The sequence below is a fragment of the Streptomyces sp. NPDC091649 genome (genome assembly GCF_044756785.1).
GTDB lineage: Bacteria > Actinomycetota > Actinomycetes > Streptomycetales > Streptomycetaceae > Streptomyces.
Genome location: NZ_JBIVTR010000021.1, coordinates 88,678 through 106,731, shown reverse-complemented (window position 1 = coordinate 106,731; position 18,054 = coordinate 88,678). Strand labels below are relative to the sequence as shown.

Below are 18,054 nucleotides of genomic sequence, written 5' to 3'. Positions count from 1 at the left end.
GGAGTTGCCGTGCCAAGCGTCGCGGCCCCGGCCCTGATCCGCCGGACGCGCCCTAGGATGCTCGGCGTCCGGTTTCCTCCCCGTCAGGACGGCTTCACGTGATAGCTCCCCGTACGCACCGAGCGGCCCTGCCCGCCCTCAGCGCTCTCGTCGCGCTCGCCCTGGCGGGCTGCGGTCCCGACGGGCTCTCCGCCGACGGAGGCGGTACGAGCGGCGGAGACAACGGCGGCGCGCGGTCCGCCGGAGGTTTCGGGGCGAGTCCGCTGGACAATCCCGACGGCACGAAGCCGGGGCTGGCCCCCCTCACGGCCGAGGCGGACCGGGCCGCGGCCCGGAAGATCATCGAGGGCGTGGCCACGAAGGGGCGTGGTCCGAAGACGGGCTACGAGCGCGGTGAGTTCGGCTATGCGTGGATGGACACGGCGGACGGAGTGCCGCTGGTGAGGAACGGTTGTGACACGAGGAACGACTTGCTGAAGCTCCACGGGCGGGATGTGCGGTTCCGTTCGGGTTCGAGCTGCGTCGTCGTCTCGATGGACCTGTACGACCCGTACACCGGCAAGGACATCGCCTGGAAGAAGGCGAAGCCGTCCGAGGTGCAGATAGACCACGTGATCCCGCTGTCCTACAGCTGGCAGATGGGTGCCGCCCAGTGGCCGGAGAGCAAGCGCAGGCAACTGGCCAACGACGTGCTCAACCTGCTTCCTGTCGAAGGACGCGCCAACTCGGCGAAGCGGGACTCGGGACCCGCTTCCTGGCTGCCGCCGAACAAGCGGATCCGGTGCTCCTACGCGGTGCGGTTCGCGCAGGTCGCCGCCAAGTACGAACTTCCCGTGACGGCGGCGGACAAGGCGATGATGCGGAAGCAGTGCGAAGGCTGACCCAGCCGCGGTCGCCCGGGCGAGCGGCCCGGGCGAGCGGACCGGGAGGCGCCCCGGAAAGCCCGCCCCGGGAAGGCGGCCCCGGAGTGCTGCCCGGTCAAGATCCACCGGACACGTCCTCCCCTAGACCTTGCCGCCGCAGATGACGCTGTACGGGCGGCCGAGAGCCATCATCAGCTGCATGGGTTCCGTGGTCGCCCCGGGGCAGTCCGTCTTCTCCTTGACGAGTCCGAGCACCTTGAAGGCGCCCGGTCCGGCCGAGGCGCAGGCGATCTCCCGGGCCGACGCCGACACGCAGTCGCCCTCGACGAGCTGGCCGCCCCCGGCGCCCGCGTCGCCGGGGTGCTCCCCGGACAGGTTGCGGCCGCAGACCGTGTTGGTGGGGATGCCGCTGCCCTTCTTGCCGTCGCCGGAGCCGAAGACCCGGGAGACCTGGATGATCAGGTCCGTCCCGGCCGGGCACTGGATCGCGTTGGGCAGGATGCTCGCGCTCTTGACCTCCAGTGCCTCGAAGGTCGCTCCCGACTCGTCGCAGTCGAAGGCGCGGTAGCCGTCCGGCTTGTCGTCCGGGTCCGGCCCTCCGCAGTCACCGATCTCCCACGACCCGCCCTTGCCGTCCGAGGCGGACGAGGAAGAGGACGGCGGCGACGACTTCGAGGACTCGTCGCCGAAGATCTTGGACGCTCCGTAGCCGAGGCCGAGGATCACCGCGAGCACCAACAGGCTCTGCAGGCACCCGGCGCCTCTCCTCGGGCGGGTCGGCGTACTGCCTGGCTGGGACATGGTTCTGCTCCTCGACGTGCGGCGCACAGGGTGCGAAGTCACGGGTGGGGACGCGGCATGCACACCTCACGGTTCCGGCCGGAACGCGCCAGGGCGGGACGCGGCGCGCAGGCCGCTCCGCCGGAGGGCCGGCCGCGTCCCCGGCAGGCGGGGCCCGGGGAAAACCGCTGGTCGAAGCAGTGAGGATTGCCTAGGGTCGCGCGTATGGAGCTGACCATCACGACCCTCGCCGAACGTCCGGAGCTGGCCGACGCCCTGGACCGGATGCCGGACACCTGGCCGGAGTTCGTCCTGGAGGACATCGTCGGCTGGGCGAACTTCACCCGGATCGCCGTCGATTTCCCGCAGTACGTCCTGGTCGCCACCGACTCCGAGGGCACCGTGGTGGCCCGCGCCTACAGCGTGCCCTTCGTGCTGGACGCCCCCGGGCGCGGCGAACTGCCCGTCGGCGGCTGGGACCGGATGCTGCTGTGGGCGCTCGCGGACCTGCGGCGCGGGCGCACGCCCGACACGGTCGGCGCGATCGAGATCACCGTGGCCACCGGCCGCCAGGGCGAGGGGATATCGGGCCGGATGCTCGCCGCGATGCGGGACAACGCCGCCCGGCTCGGCTTCCGCGAGGTCGTCGCGCCGGTCCGGCCGAGCGGCAAGCACCTGCGGCCCGGCCTGGCGATGGAGGAGTACGCCCGGCTGACCCGGCCGGAGGACGGGCTGCCCGAGGACCCCTGGCTGCGGGTCCACGCCCGGGCCGGCGGGACGATCGACTCGGTCGCCGCCGTGTCGATGACCGTGAGCGGTTCGCTCGCCCAGTGGCGCGAGTGGACCGGGCTGCCGTTCGACACGGACGGCCCGGTGGAGGTGCCGGGGGCGCTCGTCCCGGTGCACTGCGCGCTCGCGCACGGTTACGCGGTCTACGTCGAGCCCAACGTCTGGGTACGCCACCGGCTGTGAGCCGCGGGTACGACGCGGTGCTCGTCGCGGACGGCCGCACCACGTCCGTCCTGCCCGGCCCCGGCCCGTACGCCGTGCCGGAGGCGTCCGTCGCGCACCCCGACGAGAGCTACCGCAACCTCCGCTTCCCGGGCCGCCGGGTGCGCGTGCCGCGGGCGGCCGAGGCGGACTTCGGCGGCGGTGCCCCGGCGGCCGGCTGAGCCCCCTACTGCTCCAGGTCGACGATGTCCTTCGCGGCGGGCTTCTCCACCACGACGGGCACGTCGAAGTCGGACAGGTCCATCGTCATCGGCTCCTCGCCGCCCCGGGCGGTGAGGCGCAGGATGTACGGCTCGTCCTCGGCGGAGACGTCGATGGTGAACGTCTCCTTGCCGTCCTTCTCGGTGAGGCGCAGGGCGGGCTTGCCCGCCACCGTCGTGGGGCCCTCCTTGCGGGCGGCGTTGTCCATCGCCTCGAACTCCTTGAGGAGCACCTTCAGGTCGCAGAACTCGATGCTGTCCGCGGTGTCCGGGTCGGACGCCTTCGACTCCATCCAGCGGCCCGCGATCAGCTCGACCGCCGCGTCCACGTCCGCCTTCGGCTCGCCCTCCGACTGCTCGCGCAGCAGCGCCTCGTCGAGCTTGGTGTAGACCGTGCCGCCGGTCTTGCGGACCTCCATCGTGCCCGTGCCGCCCATGGTCATCGTTCCCGTGCAGTCGCCGCCCAGGCTGGTGGCGAAGTCCGCCTCGACCCGGCCGTCGGACGTGGTCATGTCGAGGCCGATCCGCAGGGAATTCACGCCGTTCGTCCTCGTGAGGGCCTTGTTGACCACCTCCGGACCCGACACTCCGGCGAACGGGCCGGTCTCCTCCGGGGAGTTGCCGCCGCAGGCGGCGAGGCCGAGAAGGGACATCGCGCAGAGGGTGTTGACGGAGATACGGGTGATGAGACGCATGGGTGAGGCTCCGGGTGGAGGGGCGCGGGGGCGCCGGTCAGCGGGAGGGGAGAACAGCCCCGGCAGGGACCGGTGCAGCCCCAGTAGGGACCGGTCAATAACAACAGAGCTTGTGAACCGAGTCAACACGGTGAATCGGTGAGGGGTTGGGTAACCCGCCATGAGGGTGTGGCGCGGGAGAGTCGCTATGCTCGCGGGCAGGCAGCGCCGTCGGACCGAGGGAGAGCCCATGCCGGAGAACGCGACGGAGGTCACCGCGGCCGGGATCGCCCGGATGGCGGGAGTGGGGCGCGCCGCCGTCAGTAACTGGCGCCGTCGGCACCCCGACTTCCCGCAGCCCGTCGGCGGTACCGGGACCAGTCCCTCCTTCGCCCTGTCCGAGGTCGAGGAATGGCTGCGTGACCAGGGGAAACTGGCCGAGGTCCCGCTCCGTGAGCGGATCTGGCAGGAGGTGGCCGGCCACCCGGCGGGAGCCGTGGCGGCGCTCGTCCACACCGGCTGCGCCCTGCTGCTCGTCCGTGACCGGCCCACCGCCTGGCTGGAGCTGACCGCCGCCTCCGACGAGCGGATGGCCGACATGCTGCCGCACGCCGTGGACCTTGTGCTCACCGACCGGCTCGGCCCCGACAGTGTGGTGCCGGCTGCCCCCGTCGCCGGTACCGCCGGGCCGGGACCGCAGAGTGTTCACACGACGGAGTCGCCCGCGCCGCCGAATGTTCACAGAGCGCGCGCCGTCCCCACCCCCGGCGCACAGGCCCTGCTGCCCTCCGTGCCGCTCCTGCGGGCCGCCGCGGAACTGGCCGCCGGCATCGGGGCGGGGCAGACCTTCGAATTCCTGCTCGGCCGGCAGCTCGACGCCAACCCCCGTCAGTACACGCTGACTCCCCCTCCCCTCGCCGAGCTGATGGCGGACCTCGCCGAACCGTCGAAGGACGCCGGCCGCCCGGCCCGTGATCAGCACGTCCGCAGCGTCCTCGACCCGGCCGCCGGGACCGGCGCCCTGCTCCGCGCGGTCGCCGGCCCCGCGGCGCTGTACGCCCAGGAGGCCGACGCCGCGCTCGCCGCGCTCACCGCCCTGCGCCTCGCCCTGGGCGCCGACGGCCCGGCAGGCTCCGCCCCCGCCCTCGCCGTGCGGACCGGGGACACCCTGCGGGCCGACGCCTTTCCCCGGCTCGCCGCCGACACGGTGCTCTGCCACCCGCCCTTCAACGACCGCAACTGGGGCCACGACGAACTGGCCTACGACCCGCGCTGGGAGTACGGCTTCCCCGCCCGCACCGAGTCCGAACTGGCCTGGGTCCAGCACGCCCTGGCCCGGCTGCGCGACGGCGGCACCGCCGTGCTGCTGATGCCCCCCGCCGCCGCCTCCCGGCGCTCCGGCCGCCGCATCCGCGCCGGCCTCCTGCGCCGGGGCGCCCTCCGCGCCGTCATCGCCCTGCCGGCCGGCGCCGCGCCCCCGTACGGCATCCCGCTGCACCTCTGGGTCCTGCGGAGGCCGGAGCCCGGAGCCCACCCCGTCCCCGACCTCCTCCTGTCCGACACCGCCGACCTCGCGGGGCCCACCGGCGAAGCGGCCGGCGGCGGCAAGACGGCGGTCGGCGGGCGTGACCGGCTCGACTGGTCCGCCGTGCGCGCCGCCGTGCTCGGCGCCTGGCGCGACCGGGCGGACCACCCCGGCGTCAGCCGCGTCGTGCCCGTGGTCGAACTCCTCGACGACGACGTGGACCTGACCCCCGCCCGGCACCTGCCGCGCCCCGCGCCCGGAGGCGGCGCGTCCGGCCTCGGCGAGGTACGGGAGCGGCTGGCCGAGACCCTGCGGCTGACCGCCCGGCTCGCCCCGCCGCCGCCCGCACACCTCGCCGCCCCCGCGCACCGCCCCCTGACCACCGTCGGTGAACTCGCCCGCGCCGGAGCCCTGTCGCTGCGCACCGGCCACGCCGTACCGGGCGGCCCGGCCCCCGTCCTGACCGAGCACGACGTCCTCACCGGCGGGGCCCCGGCCGGCTCCCCCCACACCGGCCCCCGGGCCCCGGGCACGGCCCCCGAGGACCCGGTCCTGCTCGAACCCGGCGACGTCGTCGTGCCCGTACTCGGCGGCGGGACCGTCGTCCGGGTCGTCGACGCCGGGGAAGCGGGAGCCGCGCTCGGCCGCAACCTCCAGCTGCTGCGGCCCGACCCCGCCGCCGTCGACCCGTGGTTCCTCGCCGGGTTCCTGCGCGGCACCGCGAACCACCGGCAGGCCAGCAGCTACGCCTCCACCGCGGCCCGGCTGGACGCCCGCCGCCTCCAGCTGCCCCGGATGCCGCTCGACGAACAGCGCCGCTACGGGGAGCGGTTCCGCGAACTGGCCGCGTTCGAGGACGCGCTGCGGACCGCCGGGCGGCTCGGCGGGCTGCTGGTCCAGGGCATGTACGACGGTCTGACGGACGGCACGGTCCCGCCCGCGTGAGGTGAACCACGACGGTGGGGGCGCGACGAGGGTCAGCCGGTCGGCGCGGGTGTATACGCTCACCCCACACGTTCCGCATACGCCTCCAGGAGAGCACATGCACGGCTACGGCCCTACGCCGCAGCAGCCGACGCCACCCCGGCCCACCTCGGCGACGCTCACCGCGGTGCGCGTGATCCTCGTGACGGTGACCGTGCTGAGCTGCGGCCTGTTGGGCTGGGTGGCGATGCTGCGGCTCGCGGTCGTCACCCGCAGGCGGCGCGACTGGGCCGTCATGGCGGTCGTGGCCGTCCTCAACATCGGGCTTTTCGTCTTCTTCACGGAGTCGCCGGAGGACCCCGACGACATGTCGGACGCGCAGGCGCTGCTCCTGATGTTCTGGCTCGTCGCCGTGCTGACCGGGGTGCTCACCTACTACCTGTACGCGGAGATACGCCACTACAGCGCCCTCGGCTCCCCGCCCCCGTACGCCGCCCCCGCCCCAGCGGCCCCCGCCCCGCTCCCGTACCAGCGGCTCCCCCCGCAGCAGCAGCCCAATCCGTACACCGTGCAGGTCCCGCCGCCCACGCCCATGCCCGCGCCCCGGCGCCTCGACCAGGTCCGCGCCGAGCTGGACGAGCTGAGCGACTACCTCCGCAAGGAGGGCGAGGGCCGGTGAGCGGCCGGATCATCGCCGACCGGTACGAGCTGGCGACCATCCTCGGCCAAGGCGGCATGGGCCAGGTGTGGACGGCGTACGACCGGCGGCTGGACCGCCGTGTCGCCGTGAAGCTGCTGCGCCCCGACCGGGTCGCCGGACCCACCGGCAGCGACGCGGCCGACGAACTGCGCCGCCGCTTCGTCCGCGAGTGCCGGGTCACCGCACAGGTCGACCACCCCGGCCTGGTCACCGTCCACGACGCGGGCAGCGACGACGACGACCTCTATCTCGTCATGCAGTACGTCGAGGGCGCCGACCTCGCCGACCACCTGACCGAGCAGGACCCCTACCCCTGGCCCTGGGCCGTCGCGGTCGCCGCCCAGCTCTGCGCGGTCCTGTGCGCGGTGCACGCGGTGCCGATCGTCCACCGCGACCTCAAGCCCCGCAACGTCATGGTCCGCCCCGACGGCACCGTCACCGTCCTCGACCTCGGCGTCGCCTCGGTGCTCGACAGCGACACCACCCGTCTCACGCACACCGGGTCGCCCATCGGCTCCCCGGCCTACATGGCGCCCGAGCAGGCGATGGGCGGCGCGGTCGGCCCGTACACCGACCTGTACGCCCTCGGGGTCGTCCTGCACGAACTCCTCAGCGGCGACGTGCCGTTCGCCGGCTCCACCGCGCTCGGCGTCCTGCACCGCCACCTCTACGAGCCCCCGCTCCCGGTCCGGCGGAACCGCCCCGAGGTCCCCGCGGCCCTGGAGGCACTCGTGCTGCGGCTCCTCGCCAAGGACCCGGGGGACCGGCCCGTCTCCGCCCAGGAGGTGTACGAGGACCTCGCCCCGCTGCTGCCGAAGCACGGGGCGCCCGCCGGGCCGCTCGACCCCACCCGCCCGTTCCTGCGGCCGCACGCCCCCTGGCCTGACCGGGCCGCGACCCCGGCCTCCGTACCCGCGCCCGCCGCCTTCGCCGCGACGCCGCCCACGCCCGGCCCCCCGCCGTCCTTCGCTCCTCCGTCCTTCGCTCCGCCGTCCTTCGCTCCGCCCCCGGCCGTCGCGGCGTCCTTCGCGCGGCCCGCCCCCGCACCACCCGGCGCCCCGCCCCACGCCACCCCGCCGCCCGCCCGGCCGGACGTCGCGCGGGCCGTGGACGAGGTGAAGAAGCTGCTGGGCGAGGGCCGGATCACCCAGGCCGTGGACGTCCTCGGCGCCACCCTCCCGGCCGCCGCCGCCGAGCACGGCGAGCACTCCCCGGTCGTCCGCATCCTGCGCAAGCAGTACGCCGCGACCCTGATGGACGACGGGCAGTACCGCCGCGCCCTGCCCGAACTGCGCCGCCTCGCCGAGGACCGCGCCGCCGAGGCCGGCCCGGCCGACGCACAGGCCCTCCAGTTCCGCTACGACGCGGCCCAGTGCCTCGAACAGCTGGGCGAGGCCGGGGCCGCCCTGGGCGAGTACCGCGCGGTCCTCCCGTACTACGAGAACGCCTACGGGCCGATCACCGCCGACCCCGGCCGCGCACTCGACATCCGGCACCGCATCGGACAGCTGCTCCTGGCGGTCGGAGACCACGCCGCGGGCCGGGCCCAGCTCCAGGCCCTGCTGTACGACGCCGAGCGCACCTACGGGCCGCACCACCCGCTGCCGGTGGACCTGCGCCGCCTGCTCAGCCACCAGCGGGACGTCCGCGGGGGCTGACAGCGGCCCCCATACCGGGCCACATCCCCAACTCCTCCCGAATCGTTGGTCGAATCAGTGGCACCCGCCACATCCACTGCCTAACATCGATCACCGCAAGGCTTTGTGCACCGATGCACAAACTCTCCCCGGGAGGCTCCTTTGCACCGCCGTCGTCGCACCGCGCTCGCCGTCCTCGCCGCAACGCTCCTCGCCGCGCCGCTCCTCTCGGCCTGCGGCAACCAGGCCCACCCCGGCGCCGCGGCCGTCGTGGGCGGCGAGCGGATCGAGGTGTCGGCGGTCCAGGGCCGTGCCGCGGACGTCCGCGCCGCCCAGGAGAGCTCCCCGCAGGCCGAACAGCTGGTGAACAAGTCCGGCCAGCTCAACCGCGCCAAGCTGCACGGACTGATCTTCGCCCGGATCCTCGACCGCGCCGCAGCGGACGCGGGGGTCACGGTCACCCGCAACGAGATCCAGGAGATGCGGCGGGCCAGCCGCGCCCAGCAGGGCGGCGAGAAGCAGTTCCAGGCGATGATGCTCCAGCAGCGCTGGGTCGCGCCGGACCAGATCGACGCCGACATGCGCCAGGAGGTCCAGCTCCCGAAGCTGGCCGAGGCACTCGGCGCGGACCTGGGCACCCCCGCCGGGCAGCAGGTGGTCGGCGAGGCCCTGACCAAGGCGTCTAAGGCCCTCGACATCGACGTCAACCCGCGCTTCGGCAGCTGGGACGACCAGAAGATGCAGCTCGGCGCCTACAGCGCGCCGTGGATCACCCAGGTCACGGAGTTCCCGCCGAAGGACTCCCCGGCGGGCGCCTGAACCGCCGGTCCGGAGGCGACGGGCCGGAGGTAGGTTCACAGGGTGAAAGCTGAAGCCCCCGAGGCCCCCGAGAACCCCGGCCGCATCGTGCTGCTCACCGCCAGCCACCGGGTCGCGCCCGGCCTGCTGTCCTGGCCGGCCTGGCAGACGCTGCACGCGGCCGACCGGGTCCTCACCGCCGACCCGGACCACCCGCAGCTGCCCCACCTCCGTGAGGCGGGCGTACGCGTCGAGCACGCCGCGCCGTCCGCGGACGAACTGGTCGCCGACTGCGGGGGCGGCCGGACCGTCGTCGTCCTGGTCGGCGGCGAGGGCGACAGCCGTCTGACCGACGGCCTCGCCCGGCTCGGCGGCTCGGGCCGGGTGGCCATGCCGGACCTGGAACTGCTCCCGGGCTCCTACGACCTGCCCGGGGCCCGCTTCCTGGACCTGGTCCAGGTCATGGACCGAATCCGCCGGGAGTGCCCCTGGACCTCGCGGAAGACCCACCGGGGCCTCGCCAAGTACGCCATCGAGGAGGCGTACGAACTGGTCGAGGCGATCGAGGACGGCGACCGGGACGAACTGCGCGAGGAACTCGGCGACGTGCTGCTCCAGGTCGTCTTCCACGCACGGATCGCCGAGGAGGGCCGCCCGGAGGACGGGGCGGAGCCCTTCGCCATCGACGACGTCGCGGGCGGCCTCGTCGAGAAGCTGATCCACCGCCACCCGCACGTCTTCGGAGACGAGACCGCCGAGACGGCGGAGGACGTCCACGCGCACTGGCTGCGCACCAAGGCGATCGAGAAGCAGCGCACCTCGGTCACCGAAGGCGTCCCCCTCGGACAGCCCGGACTGGCCCTCGCCGCGAAGCTCGCGAGCCGCGTCCGTACCGCGGGCCTCACCGTTCCGCTCCCGGCCGGCGACACCATCGGCCACGAGCTGCTGGCCCTCGCCGTCTCCGCGGAGGCGGACGGCGCCGACCCGGAGGCCGCCCTGCGCGCGGCGGCCCGCGCCTACCGCGACGCGATCCTGGCGGCGGAGGGCGACGCGGACGCCCCCCGCACCGCGGACGGCCACGGGCACCCCGACCGATAACGTCGGGGCGTGAACGACAGCCCCGCCCCGAGCACCCCCGGGCCCTCCGCCTGCCCCCACAGCGCCCCCGGCGCCGCCGCCCCGGCCGAGGCCCCCGCCCCCGAACTCTTCACCTGGGAGTTCGCCACCGACCCCTATCCCGCCTACGCCTGGCTCCGCGAGCACCGCCCCGTGCACCGCACCGCGCTGCCCAGCGGGGTCGAGGCATGGCTCGTGACCCGGTACGGGGACGCCAAGCAGGCGCTCGCCGACGCACGGCTCTCCAAGAACCCGGCCAACCACGCCGAGTCGCCGCACGCCAGGGGGAAGACGGGGATCCCGGGGGAGCGCAAGGCGGAGCTGATGACGCATCTGCTCAACATCGACCCGCCGGACCACACGCGACTGCGCCGGCTCGTGTCCAAGGCGTTCACCCCGCGCCGGGTCGCGGAGTTCGCGCCCCGCGTGCAGGAGCTGACGGACCGGCTCATCGACGACTTCATCGAGAAGGGCGAGGCCGACCTGATCCACGACCTCGCCTTCCCGCTCCCCATCTACGCCATCTGCGACCTGCTCGGCGTCCCGCGGGAGGACCAGGGCGACTTCCGGGACTGGGCTGGCATGATGATCCGGCACGGGGGCGGCCCGCGCGGCGGCGTCGCCCGGTCGGTGAAGAAGATGCGCGGCTATCTCGCCGAACTCATCCACCGCAAGCGGGAGAATCCGGGCGACGACCTCATCTCGGGGCTGATCCGGGCCAGCGACCACGGCGAGCACCTCACGGAGAACGAGGCGGCCGCGATGGCGTTCATCCTGTTGTTCGCCGGGTTCGAGACGACGGTCAACCTCATCGGGAACGGAACGTACGCCCTCCTGCGCCACCCCGAGCAGCGCGCCCGGCTGGCGGACTCGCTGGAGGCGGGGGAGAGCGGGCTGCTGGCCACCGGAATAGAGGAACTGCTCCGCTTCGACGGGCCGGTGGAGATGGCGACCTGGCGGTACGCCACCGAGCCGCTGACCCTGGGCGGCGAGGAGATCGCCGCGGGCGACCCCGTACTGGTGGTGCTGGCGGCGGCCGACCGGGACCCGGAGCGGTTCACGGACCCGGACACGCTCGACCTCGCGCGGCGTGACAATCAGCACCTCGGATACGGGCACGGCGTCCATTACTGCCTGGGCGCCCCGCTGGCCCGGCTGGAGGGACAGACCGCGCTGGCCACCTTGCTGAGGCGCCTCCCCGACCTGCGTCTCGCGGCGGAACCCGCCGATCTGCGCTGGCGCGGCGGGCTCATCATGCGGGGACTGCGCACCCTTCCGGTCGCGTTCGAACCGGGCCGCCGCACCGAAAAAAGTGACACAACGTCAACTCCGTGACTTTCACGTGATCTGCGCTGCATCGACTTGTGACACACGTTCGAGTCCCGCTAGGTTCACGGTTCGACGCGTGGGCCGCACCTTGCCCACCCGTCACTTGCGCGCCCCGCGGCGTGGGAAACCAGCTGCGCGGGCGCTCAGGCCACTCGCTTGTCAGTCGCACGGAAGGCATACCCATGGGCTCCGCGAACGGCAGACACCGCCGCCCTCGCCAGGCACCCGCCATCGTCGTCGCCGCGGGGGTGACGGGATCGGCCATCGCCATCCCGCTCCTCGGCGCGAGCGGCGCACACGCGGCCGAGGCCGCCACCTGGGACCGGGTCGCGGAGTGCGAGAGCGGCGGCATGTGGAGCGCCGATCTCGGCAACGGCTACTACGGCGGGCTCCAGTTCTCGCAGGAGATGTGGTCGGCGTACGGCGGTACGGCGTACGCGTCCCGCGCCGACCTCGCCAGCCGCTCGCAGCAGATCTCCGTCGCGGAGAAGGTCCTGGACGACCAGGGGCCGAACGCGTGGCCCAGTTGCGCCGTGATCTCCGGCCTCGCGGTGGACGGCGGGCTGCCGGGCGTCGACCCGGGCGCCTCACCGTCCGCCGAACCTTCGGCGGACCCCTCGGCGGACGGGACGGCCTCGCCGGCCGATGAAGCCGACGCTGCCGACGGAACGAACGATTCCGGCGCCTCCGGTGAACGTGACGGATCGGGCTCGGACGATGGGAGCGGCACGGCGGACACGCCGGACGGTGGAGGCGCGGAGAAGGAGAGCAAGGCTCCGGAGTCCTCGGTGACGCCCTCCGCCCCGCCGGCCCCCGACGCCACGGACCCCAAGGGCTCCACGACCCCCACGGCTCCGTCGGGCGCCCCTGACGCCTCGACAGGCGAGGACGGCACGGGAGGCAAGCACCGGGGCGCCCCCGCGCCCGAGGAGGCCGAGGCGGGCCGGGGTGACGGGCCCCGGGAGTCCGGCCGGCACGCCTCGCGCGGCGAGGGCGACGCGCGGAAGGGCGGCGCGGCGGCCGACGGCGCGTACACGGTGCGGCCCGGGGACAACCTCTGGGCGATCGCTGACGCACAGGAACTTCCCGGCGGCTGGACGGGTCTGTACGAGACGAACAAGGACGTCCTGGGCTCCGACCCGGACCTGATCCTGCCCGGCCAGAATCTGGACCTGGGCCCGGGCCTGGAGCCGGGTGCCGGTGAGGCGGCGCCGGAGAGTGCCAAGGAGACCGCGACCCCCTGATCCCGGCGGGAAAAGCCCCCGGAATCGCGGGTAGTTCGGAGACCTATGTCCACTTTTGAGTAAGTGAGACATGGGTCTCTTTGCTTCAACTGGCGCTTTTCCTCCGGCCCGTCCGCGCGCATCGCCTCCGACCTGCGGAAACGACCCTTCGGTCAAGGTGAGTTCGGGCTGATTGCCCCCTATGTCCACCTTTGAATGTCGGGCTTGCCTGTGTTTACGGTCGGAACCGCTCGCACCGCGGGCCCCGTCGACCGTCACGCCGAATCCTGCCGTCGGTCGAAGGGAACAGACGCGTAAGCGCCGTAGGCAGGAGCGGGGGACCCAGGTAAGCCGCCGGGTCCGGACGCCTCGTCGAACAGACGGGGGCGAACGGGACCGGCTAGGGGTGAAGTCGCGTGCAGCACCGTGCGACCGGGCACTCATCAGCCCGAACCCGACAGCTCACCTCGTAGGCGTCGGTGAGGAGATCGTTCCATGCTGCTGAACAGCAAGGGCAAGCACCGCCGCCCGTCCAAGGCCACCCGTCTCGTCACCCTCGCGGGTGTCACCGGTGCCGCCGTCGCCGTCCCGCTGATGGGCGCGACCAGCGCGTCCGCCGCCTCCGTCGAGACCTGGGACGCCGTCGCCCAGTGCGAGTCCGGCGGCAACTGGTCCATCAACACCGGAAACGGCTACTACGGCGGACTGCAGTTCTCGCAGTCCAGCTGGGCCGCCGCCGGCGGTACGCAGTACGCCTCCCGTGCCGACCTGGCCTCCAAGGACCAGCAGATCGCCACCGCCGAGAAGCTCCTCGACATGCAGGGCCCGGGCGCCTGGGCCTGCGCCGGCGCCGGCGGCCTCACCAACGACGGTGTGGACCCGGGCGTGAGCACCGGCTCCGGCCAGAGCAAGCCCGGGCAGGCACAGCCCGAGCGCCAGGCCGAGCGGCCCACCACGCGCAGCGAGCAGCGCACCGCTCCGCGGGCCGAGAAGAAGGCCGAGAGCAAGAAGACCGTCACCACCCCGACCGGTGAGAAGGTCCAGAAGGGCGACGGCGAGTACAAGGTCGAGGCCGGCGACACCCTGAGCAGCATCGCTCAGGAAGAGGGCGTCAAGGGCGGCTGGAGCAAGCTCTTCCAGCTCAACGACGACATCGTCAAGGACGCGGACCTGATCTTCCCGGGTCAGCAGCTCCACCTGAAGTAAGCCGCGGTCTCTCCTCCCCGGAGGGGAAGCGTCCGGCGGCGCCTCCCCTCGCACGGCATCCCGGCCCGGCGCGCTCGTACCCCAGCGCGCCGGGCCGGGTTCTTCGTGAGAGAGGGGCCCGGGAGCCCGCATCCGTTCACTTCTTGTTGTTACCGCTCAGTAGATTTCTAGAGTTTTGTCCGGTGATGCAGGCCCTTGGGTCCTTTTTCGTCCCAGGAGGCGGGCGGTCGGCTGGCCGACGCGGCCGAGCCGGATAGGCTCGTGTCGCAAGGCCACAGTGATCCTGCACAACCAGCGTCATATCCCAGAAGGAGATGCCTCGTGCCGTCCATCGACGTCGTCGTAGCCAGGGAAATCCTCGACTCCCGGGGCAACCCCACGGTCGAGGTCGAGGTTGGCCTCGACGACGGCAGCACGGGCCGTGCTGCTGTTCCGTCCGGCGCCTCCACCGGTGCGTTCGAGGCTGTTGAGCTTCGCGACGGTGACCCCAACCGTTACCAGGGCAAGGGCGTCGAGAAGGCCGTCCTCGCCGTCATCGAGCAGATCGGCCCGGAGCTCGTCGGGTACGACGCCACCGAGCAGCGCCTCATCGACCAGGCGATGTTCGACCTCGACGCCACCGAGAACAAGGCGTCGCTCGGCGCGAACGCCATCCTCGGCGTCTCGCTGGCCGTCGCGCACGCCGCCTCCGAGGCGTCCGACCTGCCGCTCTTCCGCTACCTCGGCGGCCCGAACGCGCACCTGCTGCCCGTTCCGATGATGAACATCCTGAACGGCGGCTCGCACGCCGACTCCAACGTGGACATCCAGGAGTTCATGATCGCGCCGATCGGCGCGGAGTCGTTCTCCGAGGCCCTGCGCTGGGGCGCGGAGATCTACCACACGCTGAAGAAGGTCCTCAAGACCAAGGGCCTGTCCACCGGACTCGGCGACGAGGGCGGCTTCGCCCCGAACCTGGAGTCCAACCGCGCCGCCCTGGACCTCATCGTCGAGGCCATCAAGGAGGCCGGCTACGTACCGGGCCGTGACGTGGCGCTCGCGCTCGACGTCGCCGCGTCCGAGTTCTACAAGGACGGCGTCTACGAGTTCGAGGGCAAGTCCCGCTCGGCCGCCGAGATGACCGAGTACTACGAGGAGCTCGTCTCCGCGTACCCGCTGGTCTCCATCGAGGACCCGCTGTACGAGGACGACTGGGCCGGCTGGAAGGTCATCACCGACCGCATCGGCTCCAAGGTCCAGATCGTCGGCGACGACCTCTTCGTCACCAACCCCGAGCGGCTGGCCCGAGGCATCGAGGAGGGCTCCGCCAACGCCCTGCTCGTGAAGGTCAACCAGATCGGTTCGCTGACCGAGACCCTGGACGCCGTCGAGCTGGCCCAGCGCAACGGCTTCAAGTGCATGATGTCGCACCGCTCCGGCGAGACCGAGGACGTCACCATCGCCGACCTCGCCGTCGCCGTGAACTGCGGCCAGATCAAGACCGGCGCCCCGGCCCGTTCGGACCGCGTCGCCAAGTACAACCAGCTGCTGCGCATCGAGGAGATCCTCGACGACGCCGCGGTGTACGCGGGCCGCTCCGCCTTCCCGCGCTTCAAGGGCTGATCCCGGTGGCCCGCCCCGGGCCGAAGGCATAGCCTCCGTCCGTCCCCGCACTCGGTCCCGTACCGTGTGCGGGGACGGACGTGCGTCAGAGCTTGTCGTCAAACTGCCGCCTGCCGGGCGGCGTCTGGCACGCACGCTCGCGGCGTTGCCGAGATGCCCTGGTAGCTCCGCTACGAGGCCATCCCGGTGCCTTGCGATCGCACGCACCAGACGTCGCCCGGCCGCCCTCCGGGCGACGGCGGCAGTTTGACGACAAGCTCTGACGGGGAGGCGGGAGACATGGCCGGGAAGAACCGCGACCGGTTCTCCACCGCGACCAGGCTGCGCCTGCTCGGAGAGCAGACCGCGGCCCGTGTGTACCGGTCCCAGAACCGCCGTCAGGCCCGCCGCTCCCGGCTCACCGGCCGGGCGGCCTTCCTGGCACTGGTGCTCTGCTCCCTGGTGGTGGCACTCGCCTACCCGATGCGGCAGTACGTCTCCCAGCTCGACGAGATCGCCGAGCAGGAGCGGCTCTCGCGGCAGGCGGAGCAGCGCACCGAGGAGCTGCGGGACGAGAAGGCGCGGCTCCAGGACGACGCGTACATCATGCGCCTGGCCCGCCAGCACCTCCATTACGTCCTCCCTGGGGAGACCGGCTACACCGTGGCCGACCCCGACGCGGCCCGGGACCGCCGCGGTGAGACGGGCGCGAGCGACCGGCCGTGGCACTCCAACCTCTGGGACGGCGTGGACAGCGCCGACCGTGCCGACCGCGACTGACCGACCGTACGCAGCCCCCGCCCCTCAGACCGATTCCCTCCCAAGAGCTTTCGAACGTTCGACGAGCTTCCGAGCAGAACCAAGGCAGGCATGGAAACGCCCCCTCCGCAGACCGAGTCCACCCGGCCCACCGACGCGGACATCGCCGCGTTCGAGCAGCAGCTCGGCCGTCCGCCGCGCGGCCTGCGCGCCATCGCCCACCGCTGCCCGTGCGGCAACCCGGACGTGGTGGAGACCCAGCCACGTCTGGAGGACGGCACGCCGTTCCCGACGACGTATTACCTGACCTGCCCCCGGGCGGCCTCGGCGATCGGCACGCTGGAGGCCAACGGGGTCATGAGGGAGATGACGGCCCGTCTGGAGACCGACCCGGAGCTGGCCGACGCCTACCGGGCCGCGCACGAGGACTACATCACCCGCCGCGACGCCATCGAGGTCCTGGAGGGCTTCCCGAGCGCGGGCGGCATGCCGGACCGGGTGAAGTGCCTGCACGTCCTGGTCGGCCACTCGCTGGCCGCCGGCCCCGGGGTGAACCCGCTGGGCGACGAGGCCATCGCGATGCTGCCCGAGTGGTGGGCCAAGGGCCCCTGCGTCACGCCGTGCGCGGCGCCCGCCCAGGAGGACGGCTGGACGGTGGACGAGGGCGACGGCGGCCACTTCGCCTCGCGCCCCCTGGGCGGCCCCGAAGGGCAGGACGCATGACCCGGGTCGCCGCCGTCGACTGCGGCACGAACTCCATCCGGCTGCTCATCGCCGACGTGGACCCCGCCACCGGCTCCTTCGCCGAGCTGGACCGGCGGATGACGATCGTCCGCCTCGGCCAGGACGTCGACCGCACCGGCCGGCTCGCCCCCGAGGCGCTGGAGCGGACGTTCGCCGCCTGCCGCGTGTACGCGGAGGCCATCGAGGAGCTGGGCGCCGAACGGGTCCGCTTCGTCGCCACGTCCGCGTCCCGCGACGCCGAGAACAGCGCCGAGTTCGTGGCCGGGGTCCGGGGCATCCTCGGCGTCGAGCCGGAGGTGATCACCGGTGACCAGGAGGCACAGCTCTCCTTCGACGGCGCCACCAAGGAACTGGCCGGCTCCGACCACCTGGCGAAGCCGTACCTGGTCGTCGACATCGGCGGCGGCTCCACCGAGTTCGTCCTCGGCTCGGACGGGGTCGAAGCGGCCAGGTCCGTGGACATCGGCTGCGTACGGATGACCGAGCGTCACCTCGTCGTGGACGGGACCGTCATGGACCCGCCCAGCCACGAGCGGGCCGCGGCCATCCGCGCGGACGTCGACGCCGCCCTCGACCTCGCCGAGCGGACCGTGCCGCTCACCGGGGCCGGCACCCTCGTCGGCCTCGCGGGCACCGTCACCACGATCGCCGGAATCGCGCTGGAGCTGCCGGAGTACGACTCCGCGGCCATCCACCACTCCCGGATCTCCCGCGGCCGTGTCCGCGCCATCACCGAGCACCTGCTCCGCTCCACCCACGAGGAGCGCGCCGCGATCCCCGTGATGCATCCCGGCCGGGTCGACGTGATCGGCGCCGGGGCACTCGTCCTGCTCGCCGTGATGGAGCGGACGGGCGCGCACGAGGTCGTCGTCAGCGAGCACGACATCCTGGACGGGATCGCCTGGAGCGCCGCGTAGGCGCGGGCGGGGACGGCCGGTACCGCGAGGCCGGGCCGGGAGGGGAGGAGACGGTGGCTCAGGGGGC

General features: G+C 73.1%; 16 protein-coding genes, 1 pseudogene and 1 riboswitch. Of the genes and pseudogenes, 15 read left to right on the top strand and 2 right to left on the bottom strand.

The window, feature by feature from the left end:
• Positions 1 to 98 precede the first annotated feature (98 nt).
• Positions 99 to 881, top strand: coding sequence for an HNH endonuclease family protein (locus ACIQMU_RS27895; protein ID WP_402689947.1), 783 nt, complete (start codon positions 99 to 101; stop codon positions 879 to 881).
• Positions 882 to 1,004: 123 nt separating this feature from the next.
• On the opposite strand, the gene ACIQMU_RS27890 is transcribed toward ACIQMU_RS27895, so the two are convergent.
• A complete protein-coding gene (locus ACIQMU_RS27890; protein ID WP_402689946.1) occupies positions 1,005 to 1,664 on the bottom strand; it encodes a hypothetical protein in 660 nt (219 codons plus the stop codon).
• A gap of 204 nt (positions 1,665 to 1,868) precedes the next feature.
• On the opposite strand from ACIQMU_RS27890, the gene ACIQMU_RS27885 reads away from it, so the two are divergent.
• Both ACIQMU_RS27885 and ACIQMU_RS27880 read left to right on the top strand, forming a co-directional pair.
• Positions 1,869 to 2,615 (top strand): N-acetyltransferase, encoded by a 747-nt coding sequence (locus ACIQMU_RS27885; protein WP_352239961.1) that lies wholly within the window; start codon positions 1,869 to 1,871, stop codon positions 2,613 to 2,615.
• Positions 2,609 to 2,815, top strand: a pseudogene (locus tag ACIQMU_RS27880) (cysteine hydrolase); the annotation flags it as partial. The gene ACIQMU_RS27885 and the pseudogene ACIQMU_RS27880, both read left to right, overlap by 7 nt.
• Positions 2,816 to 2,820: 5 nt before the next feature.
• Here ACIQMU_RS27880 and ACIQMU_RS27875 read toward each other — a convergent pair.
• Entirely contained in the window at positions 2,821 to 3,549 is a 729-nt protein-coding gene (locus tag ACIQMU_RS27875) for a hypothetical protein (protein WP_402689945.1), read from the bottom strand.
• A 229-nt stretch (positions 3,550 to 3,778) separates the two neighbouring features.
• On the opposite strand from ACIQMU_RS27875, the gene ACIQMU_RS27870 reads away from it, so the two are divergent.
• From ACIQMU_RS27870 to ACIQMU_RS27815, 12 genes are all read left to right on the top strand, one after another.
• Positions 3,779 to 5,998 carry an N-6 DNA methylase gene (locus ACIQMU_RS27870; RefSeq protein WP_402689944.1) on the top strand — a complete coding sequence of 740 codons (2,220 nt, stop codon included), beginning with the start codon at positions 3,779 to 3,781 and terminating at the stop codon, positions 5,996 to 5,998.
• Between the two features lie 97 nt (positions 5,999 to 6,095).
• Positions 6,096 to 6,656 (top strand): hypothetical protein, encoded by a 561-nt coding sequence (locus tag ACIQMU_RS27865; protein WP_402689943.1) that lies wholly within the window; start codon positions 6,096 to 6,098, stop codon positions 6,654 to 6,656.
• Positions 6,653 to 8,335 (top strand): protein kinase, encoded by a 1,683-nt coding sequence (locus ACIQMU_RS27860; RefSeq protein ID WP_402689942.1) that lies wholly within the window; start codon positions 6,653 to 6,655, stop codon positions 8,333 to 8,335. Before ACIQMU_RS27865 ends, ACIQMU_RS27860 begins: the two co-directional genes overlap by 4 nt.
• A gap of 141 nt (positions 8,336 to 8,476) precedes the next feature.
• Entirely contained in the window at positions 8,477 to 9,133 is a 657-nt protein-coding gene (locus ACIQMU_RS27855) for a SurA N-terminal domain-containing protein (RefSeq protein ID WP_352239956.1), read from the top strand.
• A 42-nt stretch (positions 9,134 to 9,175) separates the two neighbouring features.
• Positions 9,176 to 10,210 carry a nucleoside triphosphate pyrophosphohydrolase gene (locus ACIQMU_RS27850; protein WP_352239955.1) on the top strand — a complete coding sequence of 345 codons (1,035 nt, stop codon included), beginning with the start codon at positions 9,176 to 9,178 and terminating at the stop codon, positions 10,208 to 10,210.
• 9 nt (positions 10,211 to 10,219) lie between these two features.
• Positions 10,220 to 11,563, top strand: coding sequence for a cytochrome P450 (locus ACIQMU_RS27845; RefSeq protein WP_352239953.1), 1,344 nt, complete (start codon positions 10,220 to 10,222; stop codon positions 11,561 to 11,563).
• Between the two features lie 176 nt (positions 11,564 to 11,739).
• Positions 11,740 to 12,801 carry a transglycosylase family protein gene (locus ACIQMU_RS27840; RefSeq protein WP_402689941.1) on the top strand — a complete coding sequence of 354 codons (1,062 nt, stop codon included), beginning with the start codon at positions 11,740 to 11,742 and terminating at the stop codon, positions 12,799 to 12,801.
• A gap of 288 nt (positions 12,802 to 13,089) precedes the next feature.
• Positions 13,090 to 13,271: riboswitch (cyclic di-AMP (ydaO/yuaA leader) on the top strand.
• Positions 13,272 to 13,275: 4 nt separating this feature from the next.
• Positions 13,276 to 13,986: a transglycosylase family protein gene (locus tag ACIQMU_RS27835; RefSeq protein WP_402689940.1), complete on the top strand. Its 711-nt coding sequence runs from the start codon at positions 13,276 to 13,278 to the stop codon at positions 13,984 to 13,986.
• Positions 13,987 to 14,307: 321 nt separating this feature from the next.
• Positions 14,308 to 15,588 carry a phosphopyruvate hydratase gene (gene eno / locus ACIQMU_RS27830; protein ID WP_030086171.1) on the top strand — a complete coding sequence of 427 codons (1,281 nt, stop codon included), beginning with the start codon at positions 14,308 to 14,310 and terminating at the stop codon, positions 15,586 to 15,588.
• A gap of 279 nt (positions 15,589 to 15,867) precedes the next feature.
• Positions 15,868 to 16,347 carry a septum formation initiator family protein gene (locus ACIQMU_RS27825; protein ID WP_352239949.1) on the top strand — a complete coding sequence of 160 codons (480 nt, stop codon included), beginning with the start codon at positions 15,868 to 15,870 and terminating at the stop codon, positions 16,345 to 16,347.
• 90 nt (positions 16,348 to 16,437) lie between these two features.
• The gene (locus ACIQMU_RS27820) at positions 16,438 to 17,049 is read left to right on the top strand and encodes a DUF501 domain-containing protein (protein WP_352239948.1); all 612 of its coding nucleotides are present in this window, start codon (positions 16,438 to 16,440) and stop codon (positions 17,047 to 17,049) included.
• Positions 17,046 to 17,987: an exopolyphosphatase gene (locus ACIQMU_RS27815; protein WP_402689939.1), complete on the top strand. Its 942-nt coding sequence runs from the start codon at positions 17,046 to 17,048 to the stop codon at positions 17,985 to 17,987. The genes ACIQMU_RS27820 and ACIQMU_RS27815 overlap by 4 nt, the downstream gene beginning before the upstream one ends.
• The last annotated feature ends 67 nt before the right edge of the window (positions 17,988 to 18,054 follow it).

What these genes read in the sequence shown, in the direction of transcription:
- ACIQMU_RS27885 (WP_352239961.1), top strand. Translation starts at nt 1,869, where the DNA reads ATGGAGCTGACCATCACGACCCTCGCCGAACGTCCGGAGCTGGCCGAC.
- ACIQMU_RS27815 (WP_402689939.1), top strand. Translation starts at nt 17,046, where the DNA reads ATGACCCGGGTCGCCGCCGTCGACTGCGGCACGAACTCCATCCGGCTG.
- ACIQMU_RS27870 (WP_402689944.1), top strand. Translation starts at nt 3,779, where the DNA reads ATGCCGGAGAACGCGACGGAGGTCACCGCGGCCGGGATCGCCCGGATG.
- ACIQMU_RS27825 (WP_352239949.1), top strand. Translation starts at nt 15,868, where the DNA reads ATGGCCGGGAAGAACCGCGACCGGTTCTCCACCGCGACCAGGCTGCGC.
- ACIQMU_RS27865 (WP_402689943.1), top strand. Translation starts at nt 6,096, where the DNA reads ATGCACGGCTACGGCCCTACGCCGCAGCAGCCGACGCCACCCCGGCCC.
- ACIQMU_RS27840 (WP_402689941.1), top strand. Translation starts at nt 11,740, where the DNA reads ATGGGCTCCGCGAACGGCAGACACCGCCGCCCTCGCCAGGCACCCGCC.
- ACIQMU_RS27890 (WP_402689946.1), bottom strand. Translation starts at nt 1,664, where the DNA reads ATGTCCCAGCCAGGCAGTACGCCGACCCGCCCGAGGAGAGGCGCCGGG.
- ACIQMU_RS27820 (WP_352239948.1), top strand. Translation starts at nt 16,438, where the DNA reads ATGGAAACGCCCCCTCCGCAGACCGAGTCCACCCGGCCCACCGACGCG.
- ACIQMU_RS27875 (WP_402689945.1), bottom strand. Translation starts at nt 3,549, where the DNA reads ATGCGTCTCATCACCCGTATCTCCGTCAACACCCTCTGCGCGATGTCC.
- ACIQMU_RS27835 (WP_402689940.1), top strand. Translation starts at nt 13,276, where the DNA reads ATGCTGCTGAACAGCAAGGGCAAGCACCGCCGCCCGTCCAAGGCCACC.